This is a genomic window from Candidatus Palauibacter sp., from assembly GCF_965261555.1.
In the GTDB taxonomy this organism is placed as follows: domain Bacteria; phylum Gemmatimonadota; class Gemmatimonadetes; order Palauibacterales; family Palauibacteraceae; genus Palauibacter.
In genome coordinates this window covers 229107-243421 of sequence record NZ_OZ253465.1, presented here as the reverse complement: position 1 = coordinate 243421, position 14315 = coordinate 229107, and the positions used below count along the sequence as shown (strand labels likewise).

Below are 14315 nucleotides of genomic sequence, written 5' to 3'. Positions count from 1 at the left end.
CGGTCTCACCGCGCGCCGCGGTCCAGCCGCGCGACGACCTGACGGCCCTTGATCCGGCTGCCGTCGAGGCCGCGGACCACCGCCTCGGCGACCAGCGAATCGATGTCGACGAGGGTGAAGTTCTGCCGGATGTCGATGCGCCCGATCTGTCCGCCGGCGGCGGAGGTTTCGCCGGTGATGGCGCCGACGAGGTCGCCCGGGCCGGCTCCGTCCCGCTTCCCGACGCCGACGAACACCTTCGTCCAGGTGGGCCGGGTGGCGCGCCGGGCGCTGGCGTCGGTGGGCGCGCTCGCGGCGTCGCGGGTCGGCGCGTCGCCGCGGGCCGCCTGACCGGGCGCCGCTTCGCCGGCGGGCGGGGCGGTTCGGTCCGCTGCCCGGAGGAGTCCGGCCAGCGCGGCGGCCACCCGCGCGGAGCCGTGTTCCTCCAGCAGCGGGGCCAGGAGGAGCGCGCCGCTCGCGAGATCCTGCTCTTCCAGCGCGGCGGATACGCGGGCGCGGAAGGCGGCCACGTCGTCCATGAGCTCGGGGTCCGCGGGCTCGGCGAGGGGTGCGACCCGCAGCCCGGCCCGCGACGCCGTGAGCTCGAGTTGCCGCTCGTGCAGGGTGTCGACGATGGCGTAGCAGCGCTCGGCGGCCGCCGCCGCGCGGGCGAGCGGCTCCGGCGCGGGCGGCAGTTCGAACGCGACGGCATGGGCGGCGGCGTCGATCTCGCCCCACGCCCCGACCCGCACCGTCGCGCCGTCGCCCGTTTCGGCCGCGCCGTCGTCCGTCTCCACGGCGTCGACGCGCACCCCGGCCACCGACAGCGCGGCGATCACATCGGCGACGGCTTCCGGGGCCGTCTCGACGCTGACGGCGGCCACCGCGCCGGCCTGCGTGAGGTCGTGCAGCAACTCGGCCAGGCGGGCCAGCCGGCCCTCGCGCGTCGCCCGGCTCGCGACGGCGACCGGAGTGCCCGCCGCGCGGCCGGCGCCCGACTCCCCGGCCCGCGGTTCGGCGAACAGTTCGTTCGGCCACCGGCGCGCGCGCGGCAGCCAGCGCTCGATCAACTCGTCGAACCCCGCATTCCGGGCGTGGGTCGTCGCGATCCGACGGGCCCCGTCGCCGGAGGCCTGCACCACGGCCTCGACGGCGGCCCGCGCCGGCTCGAGCGCACGCACGTCGTCGAGGACCAGGGTGCACAGCGCCGCCGCCGGGATGTCTCCCCTTCGCACTCCCTCCAGCAGGACAGCCGGAGGCCCGACGAGGATCGGCGCCCGCCCCGTCGCCCCGGCGCCGGCGCCCGCCACGACGACGACCTCATGCCCGGCGGCGCGGGCCACGGCATGCATCCGCGCCGCGCAGCGCCGCGCGCGGTCCGCCGTCGCGGTGAGCACGAAGGCGCGCCCGTCCGCCTCGCCGGCGGCAAGATCCCGCACGGCGGCCGCCGCGTAGAGCCGGGCGAGGCCCGCCCCTTCGGCGGCAACGAGCGCGATGTGGCGTCCCCGCTCGATCGCGCCCGCGAGGGCATCGAGCGCTTCCGGCAGCGGCGGGGCCGTTCCCGCCGCGGGCTCCGACTGATCCTGGTTCAAGAGCGGGATCCCCGGGGACGAATGGGCAAAGGTCGTGAACGGGCGGTCGCCCGCATGGGTGGGGAAGGTACGCAAGGCGTCCGTTCGCCCAAAGTGCCGCCCGATCCGTCCGGGTCACGCCTCCCGGGACGCGGATGCGTCCCGGATCGCAGGTTCCGCCCGGCAACCCGTTACGTTGACGGCGGATCGAAGGCGCATCTAACGTCACGGGCCGCTCGCCGCGGCCGTCCGGCGCGCTCTCCCGTGACGACCCCCAGCACGAGGTGACAGCAATTTCCGCAGTCGGAACCCTGGAGGCGATTCAGGCCGGGGTGTGGGGCGTCCCCCTCATCATCCTTCTCCTCACCACAGGTCTCGTCTACACGCTGCTGCTGCGGGGCCTCCAGTTCCGGCGCCTGCCGCAGGCGCTCTGGCTGGCGCTCGTCAAGCGCCGCGAACCGGAGGGCGAGGGCGACATCTCGCACTTCCAGGCGCTCATGACCGCGTTGGCCGCCACGGTCGGCACCGGGAACATCGTGGGCGTCGCGACGGCCATCGGTGCGGGGGGTCCGGGGGCGCTCTTCTGGATGTGGGTGACGGGACTCCTCGGGATGGCGACGAAGTACGCGGAGGCGGTCCTCGGCGTCCGCTTCCGGGAGACCGATGCCCGTGGCGAGAAGGCGGGCGGCCCCATGTACTACCTCGAGCACGGTCTCGGCCGGGGCCCGGTCGGCCGGGGCCTGGCGATCGCGTTCGCGCTCTTCGCGACGCTCGCCGCGTTCGGCATCGGCAACGGCGTCCAGTCCCAGGCGGTGGCGGACGCGATGAACGAGTCGTTCCATGTGCCGCACTGGATCATGGGACTCGTCACCGCAGGAGCCGTCGGGCTCGTCATCATCGGAGGGATCCGGTCCATCGGGCGCGTCGCGAGCGTCATCGTGCCGGCGATGATCGTCCTCTACATGAGCGTCGCCGGCGTCGTCCTCGTTTCCAACGCGGCGGCGATCCCGGCGGCCTTCCGTCTCGTGTTCGAGCACGCGTTCGGGGGGCGGGCGGTGGCCGGAGGGGCCCTCGGCTACACCGTCCTCCAGGCGATGCGCTTCGGCGTCGCGCGCGGCATCTTCTCGAACGAATCGGGACTGGGCACGGGGGCGATCGCCGCGGCGGCGGCGCAGACGCGCGAGCCGGTGCGGCAGGCGCTGGTCTCCATGACGCAGACGTTCATCGACACCATCGTCGTCTGCACCCTCACGGGACTCGCGATCCTGACCACGGGCGCGTGGCAGTCGGGGGCCGAGGGCGCGAACATGACGCAACTCGCCTTCGACACGGGTATCCTCGCGGGCGCGGGCGACATCGTCGTCGCGCTCGGCCTCGCAACCTTCGCCTTCAGCACGATGCTCGGGTGGTCCTACTACGGAGAACGGAGCTTCGCCTACCTCTTCGGCGAACGCGTGATCCGTCCCTACCGGCTGGCCTTCGTCCTCGTCGTCGGGCTCGCCGCGGTGGTGGAACTCGATGTCGTATGGTTGGTCTCCGACATCCTGAACGGCCTCATGGCGGCGCCGAACCTCGTGGGACTCCTGCTCCTGTCGGGCGTCGTATGGCGGGAGACGCGGAGCTACTTCAACCGCTAGCGGCGCGTCTCCCGCAGATGTCGCGTACCCTAGCCGCGGAAGGGGGCGTAGTGGCCGAGGTCGTAGGCGCGGATCGAGAGGACGCCCCGCGCGCCGATACCCACGTCCGCGAGCGTGCGCGTCTCGTCGCGGATGCGGCGCTCGGCGAACTCGGTGTAGAAGTCGGCGGGGTCGTCGGAGGAGCGCTGGAGCATCTCGCGGAGGCCGAAGGCCTTGGCGTCGGCCACGGTGGTGTCCGCGGACAGCTCCGCCACGTGTTCGAGCCAGCGGTCCGGCATGATGAGGCGTACCGTGATGGCGCTCATGCGATCCTCGGGAGCGGGTTCGACGCCGACCTCGATTGCGGCGCTCAGTGGACGTTGCGGAGGGTGTAGAGGAAACGCTTCGCGAGGTCGGTCACGTCGAGGCCCACGACGCGGTCGGTCTCGACGCGGACGTTCGTGTGGCCACCCGCCCGGTCGACGGCGAACCGGGCGAGGCCGATCTCTCCGGCGAAGGTGACCGATGCCTCCGTCTCCTCGCGCACCGTGAGCCCGGAATGCTGCCCGAAAAAGGTCTTCGCGCGGTCGAGGACATCTTCCGGGGACAGGTCGGTGATCGTGACGTATCGCATGTGGATTCCGATTCGGCCATCGGTTTCGGAGACGGTTCCTCGAGGGCGAAACCGCCTCGAACGGGGCGCAAGATCTTGCGCCTCCAGCGGCCCGTCAACCGAACGCGGCGGGAACCGCGAGCCAGCGATTGGCCCCAGGCGCCCGGGGGCGATACCATCTCCCGCCATGAGCCCTCCAATCTCGTTCGGGCGCTTCTTTCTGCCCGGCCCGACCGAAGTCCCCCCGGATCTGTTCGACGCCATGCGGCGACCCGTCGTCGGGCACCGGAGCGCCGAAGTCTCGGGCCTGGTCGAAGCGATGCAGCCGTCGGCGTCCCGACTCTTCCGGACGTCGAGGCCCGTGTACCTGTCGACGTCGTCCGCCACCGGCATGATGGAAGCGGCGATCACGAACCTCACGCGCCGCCGCGTCCTCTGTCTCACGAACGGGTCGTTCAGCAAGCGGTTCCACGCGATCGCCGAAGCGACGGGGCGCCCCGCGGATGCGCTCGAAGCGGAATGGGGCGAGCCGAACCTCCCCGAGCGCCTGCACGACGCGCTGTCGAAGACGCCGGGCCGGTACGATCTCGTCACGGTCGTCCACTCGGAGAGTTCGACCGGGGTCCTCAATCCGCTGGAGGAAATCGCCGCCGTCGTCCACGAGTTCGACGACGTGCTGATCGCTGTCGATACCGTCTCATCCCTGGCCGGGGCGCCCGTGAAGACCGACGAGTGGGGACTGGACTTCGTCCTCACGGGGTCGCAGAAGGCGGTGGCGCTGCCTCCGGGACTCGCGCTGGCCGTCGCCTCCGAGAGGGCGCTCGCCCGCGCGGAGGAGGTCGAACACCGGGGCTTCTACTTCGACATCCTCAAGTTCGAGAAGAACCTCGAGCGCTGGCAGACGCCGAACACGCCGGCAGTCTCCCTCTTCTTCGCCCTCGAGCGGCAGCTGGCGCGGATGATGGAGGAAGGGCTGGAGGCGCGCTGGGAACGGCATGACGCGATGGCTCGCCGGACGTACGAATGGGTGGATGATACGGCCCGGCGCACGGGCCAACCGTGGCGCGTGCTGGCGCCGCAAGGCTACCGTTCGCCCTGCGTGACGGTCATCATGCTTCCCGATGGCCTGACGGGTCCCGAGGTCGTCTCCCGCGCTCTGGCGCACGGATACACGGTGGCGGCGGGTTACGGGCCTCTGAAGCAGCCGTCGTTCAGGATCGGGCACATGGGCGAACACACTCTCGACGAACTCGAAGCGCTGCTGGCCGTCCTCGACGAAGTCCTGTGAGCGAAATCACGTGAGCGAGTCGAAGGGCGGCGACTTTCGCGTCATCATTGCGGATCCCCTCCTCCCGGACGGGATCGAGACGCTGCGGGCCGCCCCCGGGCTCGCGGTCGAGGATCACACGGAATCGGATCGCGAGGCGCTCCGCGACGCGCTCGAAGGCGCATCGGCCCTCATCGTGAGATCCCGCACCAAGGTGACCCCCGACCTCATCGAGTCGGCCGACCGGCTGAGGGTCGTGGGGCGCGCGGGCGTGGGTGTGGACAACATCGACATCCCTGCGGCCACGCGTCGCGGAATCGCCGTGCTCAATGCGCCGGCGGCGAACACGCAGTCCACGGCCGAACTCGCCTTCGCCCTGCTCCTCGCCGCGGCCCGCCGGATCACGGAGGCGGACGCGAGCATCCGCGCCGGAGAGTGGAGGCGCAAGGAGTTGCGCGGGATCCAGTTGAGCGGGAAGACGCTCGGCGTGATCGGACTCGGGCGGATCGGGGCGGAGGTCGTGTGGCGGGCGCGGGCGTTCGGGATGCGCGTCGTGGCCCACGATCCCTTCGTGAGCGCGGATCGTGCGAGCGATCTGGGAGTGGAACTCGCAAGCCTGGACGAACTCCTCCCGGCATGCCACGCGATCACGCTGCACGTCCCCCTCTCCGAGGAGAACCGCGGGTTCATCGGCCGCAAGGAACTCGCGGCCATGCGCCCGGGCTCGATCCTGGTGAACGCGGCACGGGGCGGGCTCGTGGACGAGGCGGCGTTGGCGGAGGCGCTCGGCAGCGGCCATCTGGGAGCCGCCGGCCTCGACGTGTTCGAGACGGAACCGCTCCCCGCCGACAGCCCGCTGCGGGATGCCCCGCAACTCGTGTTCAGCCCTCACCTGGGCGCGTCCACGTATGAAGCCCAGCGTCAGGTCTCCCGGCAGATCGCCATCTCCGTGCGAGACGCGCTCGTCGACGGCGACTACAGCGCCGCCCTGAACGCGCCCTTCGAGGCGGAGGACCGGGACGGGGCGGGCCCCATCATGGATCTCGGGTACCGCCTAGGACGGCTCCTCGCCGGACTCGAGGACGCACCGCCGAGCCGGATCGACGTGCGCTACGGAGGACCGCGGGACGGTGTGCTCGGACCCCTCGCGGCGAGCGTCGCCGTCGGTTTCCTCGAACGCCGCGTCGATCCCCCGCTCAACGTCGTGAACGCGCTCTCGATCGCGGCGGAGCGGGGCCTGGAGATCGTCCGGGTACGCACGCAGGCCGTGGGCGACTACACGAACTATGTCGAACTCTCCGCGGCCTCGGGGAGAGGCAGGGGACGAGGCAGGGGCAGGAGCGGCATGGTGGTGGGCGGAGCCCTCATGGGAGCCCGGATGGAACCGCGGATCGTGCGGGTCGGCACCTTCCGCATCGAGACGGAGCCCCGCGGCACCTGCCTCCTCATCCGCAATCGCGACCAGCCGGGCGTGATCGGCGGCGTGGGGACGGTACTCGGTGAGGCCAACGCGAACATCGCCGAATACCACCTCGCGCGGCGAAAGGGCGGTGGCCAGTCCTTCGGCGTGGTGAGGATCGACGAAGAACTGCCGGCGAAGACGCTGCGCGAGTTGGAGGACCTCGACGGAGTCGAAGAGGTGCGCCAGGTCAACTTCGACTGACCTCCGTGGACGGTGGCGCGCCGGAACCATAAACCATATCATGAATCATGAACTCATATCATGATTCAAGGCGGCCGGGAGAGGTTCGCGAACCGGTGCAGGTCTACCTCGCGCCCTCGGAGCGAGAGCGCCTGGAGCGTTTGCGGCAGTCTCTCGATACGACCAAGTCGGACGTCCTGCGGAAAGGTCTCGAGGCGCTGGAATCGCAGCTCTCGGATCCTGATCGTCACCCGGCGCTTTCGATCATCGGTCTCTTCCGAGGCGCTCCGCCGCGCGAGGGAGAACCGGAATCCGATGTGGCGCGTGCTCACGATCGATTCCTGGCCGATACCGAGATTGCCTCGTGGTCGTCCGGTGCGACCGATGAACGGGGCGATACCTCGGAGTGAGGGCCGTGTTCGTCGATACCAGCGCCTGGTATCCGCTGGCCGACGTGGCCCACCCCGACCATGCGGCGATCGCCGAGGCACTCCGTGTACGGGCTCGCCAGGGCGTCTCGGTGGTGACTTCCAACCTTGTGGTTGCGGAGACGCACGCCCTTCTCCTGAGGCGCGCCGGCCGACACGTTGCGCTCGCCTTCCTGGATGCGGTCCGGCAGCCGCCAAATCGGATTGAGCCGGCGACCCCGGAACGGGAAGACGTGGCCGTGGATGAATGGATCCGGCGTTTCGGGGACCAGGACTTCTCGCTCGCCGACGCGGCGAGTTTCGCGATCATGTCGGAGCTGGGCATCGAAGAGGCTCTGACGCTGGACCGGCACTTTGGAACGGCAGGGTTCGTGATGGTCCCCGGGAGGACCTGAGGGACCAATCAGGCCGGGGGCGTCCATACGGCGGCGACCGCCGGATCGGGCGCGGGAAGGCGGTTCGGGTGGAGCAGCCCGCCCAGAATCTCCACGCCGGTGACGAAGCGCGGACCCGAGCGGTTGAAGTAGGAGGAGGCGTCGACGACCCAGGCGCGGCCCTCCGAAATTGCGCGCGGCGCCACTTCTCCAAGGCGCTCAGCGTGCGCGTCCGCGTCTGCGCGCGACGCGTCGAGACCGTAGCCGCAGGGCATGAGGAGGAGCGTGTCCGGATCGAGGTCGCCCATCTCATCCCATGACACTTCTCGGGAAGGCTGCCCCGCCTCGCCCGCCAGATTGCGGCCTCCGGCGAGTTCGATCATCTCCGGAACCCAGTGGCCGGGCGCGAACGGCGGATCGAACCACTCGATCCCGAGCACCCGCGGAGCGACGGCGTCCCGTACCGCCGCGCGCACCGCATCGAGTCGCCTCCGGAGCGATCCCCCTGCTTCCCGGGCGGTGTCCGGACTGCCGGCGGCCCGGGCCACCTGCGTGACCGAAGCGAGGATGTCGTCGATCGTGTGCGCGTCCAGCGACACCACGTCCGCCTCGATTCCGCGCGCCCCGAGCACCTCCCGCACGCCGTCCGTCGGCACGGCGCACACGTCGCACACGGCCTGGGTGATGACGATGTCCGGTTGGAGCTTCTCGAGGACGGCCGCGTCGACCTCGTATACGCTGCCGTGTTCGTCCATCGCCTGTCGCACGGCCGCGTCGATCTCCCCGCTCGAGAGAGCCTCCGGGTCGAAGCGGGGGCGGCTGACACGGGGGCGATCCAGCAGGTGCGGCGGATGATCGCATTCGTGCGAGATGCCGACGAGGCACTCGCCGAGACCGAGCGCATCGACGATCTCGGTCCCCGACGCGAGGAGCGAGACGATGCGCGGAGTGGCCGGCGTCACGGGTTCAGGCCTCCATCAGTACTGCGGCATCGCCGGGTCGATCTCCTCCGCCCACGCGAGGATCCCCCCCGCGAGGTTGACGGCGGTGTCGAACCCGACCGCGCGCAGGTACTCGACCGCCTGGTCGCCGCGGGGGCCCGAGCGGCAGTGGATGATCAACGGCTCCGACGCGTCGAGGCTCTCGACGGCCGCCGGGAGCGTCGCGAGCGGCACGAGCCGCGCGCCCGCCTCCTCCAGGTTGCAGATCGCCCACTCGTAGTCCTCGCGCACGTCGATGAGCTGGAAGCGCTCGCCGGCGTCGATCCGGCGCTTCAGTTCGTGTACGTCGATGTCGAGGTCGTGCATGGCACCCTCCGTTTCCGCGCCGTCGGGCGGCGCTCCGCAGAAGCGCTCGTAGTCGATGAGTTCCGTCACACTCGGCTCCGAGCCGCAGACCACGCAATCGGGGTCCCGGCGGATGTCCAGCGATCGGAACTCCATGCGCAGCGCGTCGATGAGGAGCAGGCGCCCGGCGAGCGTGTCGCCGATCCCCGTGAGCCACTTGATCGCCTCGTTCGCCTGGATCGACCCCACGATCCCGGGCAGGACGCCCAGGACGCCGGCTTCCGCGCAGTTGGGCACGAGACCCGGAGGCGGAGGATCCCGAAACAGGCAGCGATAGCAGGGGCCGTCGGGCGCGCCGAACACGGACGCCTGACCCTCGAAGCGGAGGATGGCCCCGTACGCGAAGGGCGTTCCCAGCATCACGCAGGCGTCGTTCACGAGATACCGCGTCGGGAAGTTGTCGCTCCCGTCGATGACGAAGTCCCACCCCTCCAGGATCTCGAGCGCGTTGCTGGAATCCATGCGCGTTTCAAACGTCTCGACGGCGACGTCCGGGTTCAGGCCCGTGAGCCGCGCCCGGGCCGAGGCGAGCTTCGGCGTCCCGACCGCGTCCGTGTCGTAGAGCACCTGCCGCTGCAGGTTGGAGAGTTCCACGCGGTCGTGGTCGACGAGTCCGAGCCGTCCCACCCCCGCCGCGGCGAGATAGAGAGCCGCCGGCGACCCCAAACCGCCTGCCCCCACGATGAGCACGCTCGAAGCCCGCAGGCGGCGCTGCCCCGCCAGTCCCACCTCGGGGATGCTGACGTGACGCCCGTAGCGGACGAGTTCGTCGCGGGAAAGGTCGCCGTCCACGCCGTCCTCAACCGTAGGGCGCGAGCGCGTCGCGCAGCGCCGCCATGTTCGCGGCGATCCCCGGCGCCCACCGGAACACCGAAGAACCGGCCACGAACACCGATGCCCCCGCCGCGGCGCACACGGGAGCAGAGGTCGGATCGATCCCTCCGTCGACCTGGACGGCCGGCGGAGCCAGCCCGCGGTCCGCCGCCATCCGCAGCACCGTGGAGATCTTCGGCACTGCTTCGGCGATGAATTTCTGTCCTCCGAACCCCGGGTTCACCGTCATCACGAGGACGAGGTCCACGTAACCCAGGACCTCCGACAGCGTCTCCGCGGGCGTGGCCGGGTTCAGCGCGACGCCGGCGTAGCAGCCCAGCTCCCGGATCCGGTGCAGGTCCCCGTGCAGGTGGGCGGACACCTCCTGATGGACCGTGAGCATGTCGGCGCCCGCCTCCGCGAACGGCTCGAGGAACTCGCCGGGATTGTCGATCATCAGGTGCACGTCGAGGAAGGAGTCGGAGACCGCGCGCAGCGACTCCAGCACCGGCAGCCCGATCGTGAGGTTGGGGACGAAGTGCCCGTCCATGACGTCGAGCTGGAACCACTCCGCCCCCGCGGCCTCCGCCTCGGCCACCTCCGCTCCCAGCCTGGCGTAGTCGGCGGCGAGGATCGACGGGGCGATGACCATCCCCCCGGGCAACGTCCGATTCAGTCCGCGTTCGGTCACGCTCCGAACCTCCCACGCAGTCCCGGCGTCGCCACCGGGTCAGATCAGGTTGAGCCGCTCGCCCACCTTCTTGAGGGCGGCCAGGGCGGCATCGATGTGCTCGCGCTCGTGCGCGGCCGACAGCTGACAGCGGATCCGGGCCTCGCCGCGCGGGACCACGGGATACCCGAACCCGATGACGAAGACGCCCTCGCGCAGCAGCTCGCGGCTGAGACGTATCGCGTCCGCCGTCCTTCCGATGATGACGGGGACGATGGGCGTGCCGCCGGGAATCGGCCTGTACCCGAGTTCGATGAGTCCTTCCCGATAATACTCCGTGTTGTCGCGGAGCCGGGCCACGAGTTCCGGGTGTGTCTCCAGGTGCTCGATCGCGGCCATGGCCCCCGCCGCCGAATGGCAGGGCAGGGCGTTCGTGAACAGCTGCGTGCGCGACGCCTGAACGAGATAGTCGATCACGGCCTCGGAACTGGCCGTGAAGCCGCCCGCCATGCCCCCGAGCGCCTTGCCGAGCGTCGACGTGACGATGTCGACCTCGCCGTGCATGCCGAAGTGCTCGGGCGTCCCGCGTCCCGTGTCGCCCAGCACCCCCGTTGCGTGCGAGTCGTCGACGGCCATGATCGCGTCGTAGCGGTCGCACAGTTCCCGGATCTCCGGCAGCGGCGCGATCTCCCCTTCCATCGAGAAGATCCCGTCCGTGATGACGAGCCGGTGGCGCGCGTCGCGGCTCGCCTCGAGGGCGTCTCGCAACGAGCCCATGTCCATGTGGTCGTAGATGAAGCGCCGCGCCTTGCAGAGGCGGATCCCGTCGATGATGCAGGCGTGGTTGAGGCGGTCGGAGATCAGCGCGTCATCCGCCCCCAGCAGGGGCGCGAAGAGGCCCTCGTTCGCGTTCCACGCGGAGGTGTAGGTCAGGGAGGCCGGCGTCTCGAGAAAGTCCGCGATCTTCGCCTCGAGTTCGTGGTGGATGTCGAACGTCCCGCAGATGAAGCGCACCGAGGAGGTCCCCGCGCCGTACCGGTCCACCCCGTCCTTCACCGCCCGCATCACGGAAGGTTCGTCGCACAGGCCGAGGTAGTTGTTCGAGCACATGTTGATCGTCTCGCCCAGACCGGCGATGTCCACGACCGGAGCCTGCCGCCCCATGATGAGCAGCAGTTCCTTGTGAACCCCGTTCTCCTTCATCTCCCCGAGTTCGGAGACGAGGCGGTGCTCGAGGCCCCGGTTCACATTCGACGTCATCACATCCCGCTCCTCATACAGTGTCATGATCGCGCCGTCCCGGACTCGTCGCTCAGGGGTAGAGGTCGCCGACCCGCTTGTCGGTGGCCCACGCGGTGTCGACACGGATTCTGGGGCGCGACCCCCAGTTTCCGCAGTCGCTGAACGCCCGCAGCCGCCCTCGAACATGGAGGATACGGTCGGTCCCCACCTCGCGAAGCTCGGGGCTCAGGCCGTCGAGCGCGAACACCCGCTGGCCGCCGATCCACCCCGGCCCGAACAGCCAGCACCCGGCCGCCTCGCGGATCGTCCCCTCTCCCCAGGTGCGGATGCCGGAGAACCCTCCGCTGTCCGTCGCCACGAGCGTGCCGAGATCGATCTCCGTCGCGGTGCGGATCCGGTAGCGCCCCGGCGTTTCGAGCGTGATCGGCCGCGCCTCGTAATAGCTGACGTGATTGGGCGCGCACACCGCCCGGAACGTGGTCCGGCGCGCCGCGAGTTCGATCGAGGAGTCGGTGACGGCAAGCGTCGCGGTGTCCAGCCGCCCGCAGGCGTCCTCGGACACGGGCCCGCCGAACTCGAAGGAGAACGGGGCCCCCACCTCGACGGTCTCGGGGTACGCGACCCAGGTGACGAGCGCCTCGCTGGCGGTGCCGTCTCCGAGCCGCCAGCATCCCGCCGTCAGCAGCACGGCAGCGGCGAGGGCGGGGACGACGGGGGCGGCGGCGCGCGCCACGGGGGCCGAACCGCTAGTCCAGCGCGAGGACGACCTTCGCCGCCTCGCCGGAATACATGGCGTCGAACCCTTCCTCGAAGCGGTCGAACGGGAGCCGGTGGGTGATCACCGGTTCGACATCGAGACGTCCCGCCGCCAGGAAGTCCCGCATCTCGATCCACGTCCGGTACATGAGCCGCCCCACCACGCCGTACACGTGGATACCCTTGAAGATGACGTCGCGCGCGAGGTCGACCTCCACCGCGTCCTTGGGGAGCCCCAGCAGCCGGACGTGGCCGCCGTTGCGGCAGATGCGGAACGCGGAACGCACGCCGTCGGGGTGTCCGCTCATCTCGCACACCACGTGGGCGCCGTAGCCGTGCGTGAGGTCGGCGATCCGCGCCTCCACCTCCTCGCTCGCCGGATCGAGGCAGTCGTGCGCACCCATCCGCGCCGCGAGTTCCCGCCGCCCCTCGTGCGGCTCGACCGCGATGACTCTGGAAGCTCCCGCCGCGCGCGCGATCCCGATGGCGAACAGGCCGATCGGGCCGCAGCCGACCACGGCGACGACCCGACCCGCCACCTCCGTGTGCAAAACCGTGTGGAAAGCGTTGCCCAACGGGTCGAACACCGCCGCCAGATCGTCGTCGATGGCATCGGGGACGTGGATGATGTTCGCCGCCGGGATGGAGACGTACTCGGCGAACGCGCCGTCCCGGTCGATGCCGATGATCCGGGTGTCCCGGCACACGTGCGCCTGCTCGGTGCCGCAGTACTCGCAGTGCCCGCAGACCAGGTGCCCTTCCGCCGAGACGCGGTCGCCGATCTCGATGTTCCGGACCAGCCGGCCGGTCTCGACGACTTCTCCCATGAATTCATGGCCGAGGATGACCGGCGGATTCACCCGGTGCTGCGACCAGCGGTCCCACTGGTGAATGTGGAGATCCGTGCCGCAGATCCCCGCCCGCCGCACCTTGACCAGCACGTCGCGCGAACGAATCTCGGGCACCGGCGCGTCGCACATCACGAGGCCGGGGGCCGGCCCGGGTTTGCGGATCGCTTTCATGGAGGCGGAAGATGGCTCCTGGATGGAGACGTGTCGGGTGGCGCACAATGTGCCGGAGAGTCTGACCGGCCGGCAAGCGCCGGGAACCCGGAACGGCGGCGTTCCGTACGATGTCTTGGCGGGGAGCCGCTGACCGCCCCGTGACGCCGTCCCGGCGGCCTCGGGACCCTTCTGGAGTCGGATCGGAGCTGTGCGCACGACGACAAGAAAACGGCCGGACTGGCGATACCGGGGGGCGTCATCGCGCTCCCGCGGCCGGGAGCGGGCCGTGTGGTGGGGCGGGATGCTCGCCTCCGCGCTCCTGCACGCGTTCCTCCTCTTCGCGTGGGTTCGCCCGGCGCCCGAGTTCGAGGCGGCGGCCCGGCCCGGCGTGGACCCGGACCTCCCCGCCGGCGGGGGCGGGCTGAGGGCGTTGCGGGTCTCCGTGCCCCGGCGGATCGAGATCCCTCCTCCTCCGCGGCCCGTCCTCGCCGTCGACATGCCCGAGATCGAGATCCGGGAGACGGAGATCGAGGTGTCCTCCGAACTGCTCCCCGTCGGCGCGCCGGCGCCGTCGCCCGGGCGCGGGGCGGGGATCGGTCCCGGCGAAGAGGGCGTGGGCGGGGGCGAGGGCGACGGCTACGTGTCGCCCGTGCCGAGATCCGTCGTGCCGCACTGGGACCCCCCCGGCTCCGTGCGCGGCATGGAGGTGACGGTGCGCGTCTTCGTCGACGCCACCGGGCGCCCGGGCCTCGTCGAACTGGATCCCCCGACCCCGGACGAGGGGTTCAACCGCGACATCATGCGCCAGGTGCGGGCGTGGGAGTACCGGCCCGCGCTGCGCGACGGGACCCCCGTCGACGGCTGGGCCGAGATCACCTTCATCTTCTGACGCCTTCCGGCGCCTCCCGACGCCTCCCGACGCTTTCTGACGCTTTCCCACACGTCCGCGGAGACCGTTTGACGGCGGGTTGATCCGCTCTCCGATCCTCGGGCA

15 protein-coding genes are annotated in these 14315 nt (G+C 70.7%); 5 read left to right on the top strand and 10 right to left on the bottom strand.

From position 1 onward, the window contains the following. Nucleotides 1–5 precede the first annotated feature (5 nt). Nucleotides 6–1571, bottom strand: a complete 1566-nt coding sequence (locus tag ACQY5G_RS01015; RefSeq protein ID WP_428276169.1) for a DbpA RNA binding domain-containing protein — start codon at nt 1569–1571, stop codon at nt 6–8. 263 nt (nt 1572–1834) lie between these two features. Here ACQY5G_RS01015 and ACQY5G_RS01010 point away from each other — a divergent pair, with 263 nt between their 5' ends. Beyond that, nucleotides 1835–3187 carry an alanine/glycine:cation symporter family protein gene (locus ACQY5G_RS01010; RefSeq protein WP_428276167.1) on the top strand — a complete coding sequence of 451 codons (1353 nt, stop codon included), beginning with the start codon at nt 1835–1837 and terminating at the stop codon, nt 3185–3187. Between the two features lie 29 nt (nt 3188–3216). Here ACQY5G_RS01010 and ACQY5G_RS01005 read toward each other — a convergent pair whose 3' ends face one another. Further along, nucleotides 3217–3492 carry a hypothetical protein gene (locus ACQY5G_RS01005; RefSeq protein ID WP_428276165.1) on the bottom strand — a complete coding sequence of 92 codons (276 nt, stop codon included), beginning with the start codon at nt 3490–3492 and terminating at the stop codon, nt 3217–3219. Nucleotides 3493–3536: 44 nt separating this feature from the next. Next, nucleotides 3537–3800 (bottom strand): hypothetical protein, encoded by a 264-nt coding sequence (locus ACQY5G_RS01000; protein ID WP_428276163.1) that lies wholly within the window; start codon nt 3798–3800, stop codon nt 3537–3539. 166 nt (nt 3801–3966) lie between these two features. Between ACQY5G_RS01000 and ACQY5G_RS00995 the strand changes: the two genes are divergently transcribed. Then, nucleotides 3967–5067 carry a pyridoxal-phosphate-dependent aminotransferase family protein gene (locus ACQY5G_RS00995; RefSeq protein ID WP_428276161.1) on the top strand — a complete coding sequence of 367 codons (1101 nt, stop codon included), beginning with the start codon at nt 3967–3969 and terminating at the stop codon, nt 5065–5067. A gap of 10 nt (nt 5068–5077) precedes the next feature. After that, on the top strand, nt 5078–6709 hold the full coding sequence (serA, locus tag ACQY5G_RS00990; RefSeq protein ID WP_428276159.1) for a phosphoglycerate dehydrogenase: 1632 nt from the start codon (nt 5078–5080) through the stop codon (nt 6707–6709). Nucleotides 6710–6774: 65 nt separating this feature from the next. Here the strand turns inward: serA and ACQY5G_RS00985 are convergent, their stop codons facing one another. Then, nucleotides 6775–7020: a hypothetical protein gene (locus ACQY5G_RS00985; protein ID WP_428276157.1), complete on the bottom strand. Its 246-nt coding sequence runs from the start codon at nt 7018–7020 to the stop codon at nt 6775–6777. A gap of 83 nt (nt 7021–7103) precedes the next feature. Between ACQY5G_RS00985 and ACQY5G_RS00980 the strand changes: the two genes are divergently transcribed. Further along, nucleotides 7104–7511: a type II toxin-antitoxin system VapC family toxin gene (locus tag ACQY5G_RS00980; protein ID WP_428276155.1), complete on the top strand. Its 408-nt coding sequence runs from the start codon at nt 7104–7106 to the stop codon at nt 7509–7511. An 8-nt stretch (nt 7512–7519) separates the two neighbouring features. On the opposite strand, the gene ACQY5G_RS00975 is transcribed toward ACQY5G_RS00980, so the two are convergent. The 6 genes from ACQY5G_RS00975 to tdh all read right to left on the bottom strand — a co-directional run bounded on the left by ACQY5G_RS00975 (nt 7520) and on the right by tdh (nt 13339). Beyond that, on the bottom strand, nt 7520–8452 hold the full coding sequence (locus ACQY5G_RS00975; RefSeq protein WP_428276153.1) for a cobalamin-binding protein: 933 nt from the start codon (nt 8450–8452) through the stop codon (nt 7520–7522). A 15-nt stretch (nt 8453–8467) separates the two neighbouring features. Then, nucleotides 8468–9628 carry a molybdopterin-synthase adenylyltransferase MoeB gene (moeB, locus tag ACQY5G_RS00970; RefSeq protein WP_428276151.1) on the bottom strand — a complete coding sequence of 387 codons (1161 nt, stop codon included), beginning with the start codon at nt 9626–9628 and terminating at the stop codon, nt 8468–8470. Nucleotides 9629–9635: 7 nt separating this feature from the next. Further along, complete coding sequence (rpe, locus tag ACQY5G_RS00965) at nt 9636–10301, bottom strand: ribulose-phosphate 3-epimerase (RefSeq protein WP_428278624.1); 666 nt, start codon at nt 10299–10301, stop codon at nt 9636–9638. Nucleotides 10302–10379: 78 nt separating this feature from the next. Beyond that, entirely contained in the window at nt 10380–11606 is a 1227-nt protein-coding gene (locus ACQY5G_RS00960) for a glycine C-acetyltransferase (RefSeq protein ID WP_428276149.1), read from the bottom strand. Nucleotides 11607–11631: 25 nt separating this feature from the next. After that, entirely contained in the window at nt 11632–12294 is a 663-nt protein-coding gene (locus ACQY5G_RS00955) for a hypothetical protein (protein WP_428276147.1), read from the bottom strand. A 13-nt stretch (nt 12295–12307) separates the two neighbouring features. Then, a complete protein-coding gene (gene tdh, locus ACQY5G_RS00950; protein ID WP_428276145.1) occupies nt 12308–13339 on the bottom strand; it encodes an L-threonine 3-dehydrogenase in 1032 nt (343 codons plus the stop codon). 268 nt (nt 13340–13607) lie between these two features. Between tdh and ACQY5G_RS00945 the strand changes: the two genes are divergently transcribed. Next, the gene (locus ACQY5G_RS00945) at nt 13608–14210 is read left to right on the top strand and encodes an energy transducer TonB family protein (protein WP_428276143.1); all 603 of its coding nucleotides are present in this window, start codon (nt 13608–13610) and stop codon (nt 14208–14210) included. Nucleotides 14211–14315: the final 105 nt, after the last annotated feature.

Coding starts and splice junctions, on each gene's coding strand:
- ACQY5G_RS01005 (WP_428276165.1), bottom strand. CDS start 3,492: ATGAGCGCCATCACGGTACGCCTCATCATGCCGGACCGCTGGCTCGAA.
- ACQY5G_RS01000 (WP_428276163.1), bottom strand. CDS start 3,800: ATGCGATACGTCACGATCACCGACCTGTCCCCGGAAGATGTCCTCGAC.
- ACQY5G_RS00995 (WP_428276161.1), top strand. CDS start 3,967: ATGAGCCCTCCAATCTCGTTCGGGCGCTTCTTTCTGCCCGGCCCGACC.
- rpe (WP_428278624.1), bottom strand. CDS start 10,301: ATGGTCATCGCCCCGTCGATCCTCGCCGCCGACTACGCCAGGCTGGGA.
- ACQY5G_RS00960 (WP_428276149.1), bottom strand. CDS start 11,606: ATGACACTGTATGAGGAGCGGGATGTGATGACGTCGAATGTGAACCGG.
- tdh (WP_428276145.1), bottom strand. CDS start 13,339: ATGAAAGCGATCCGCAAACCCGGGCCGGCCCCCGGCCTCGTGATGTGC.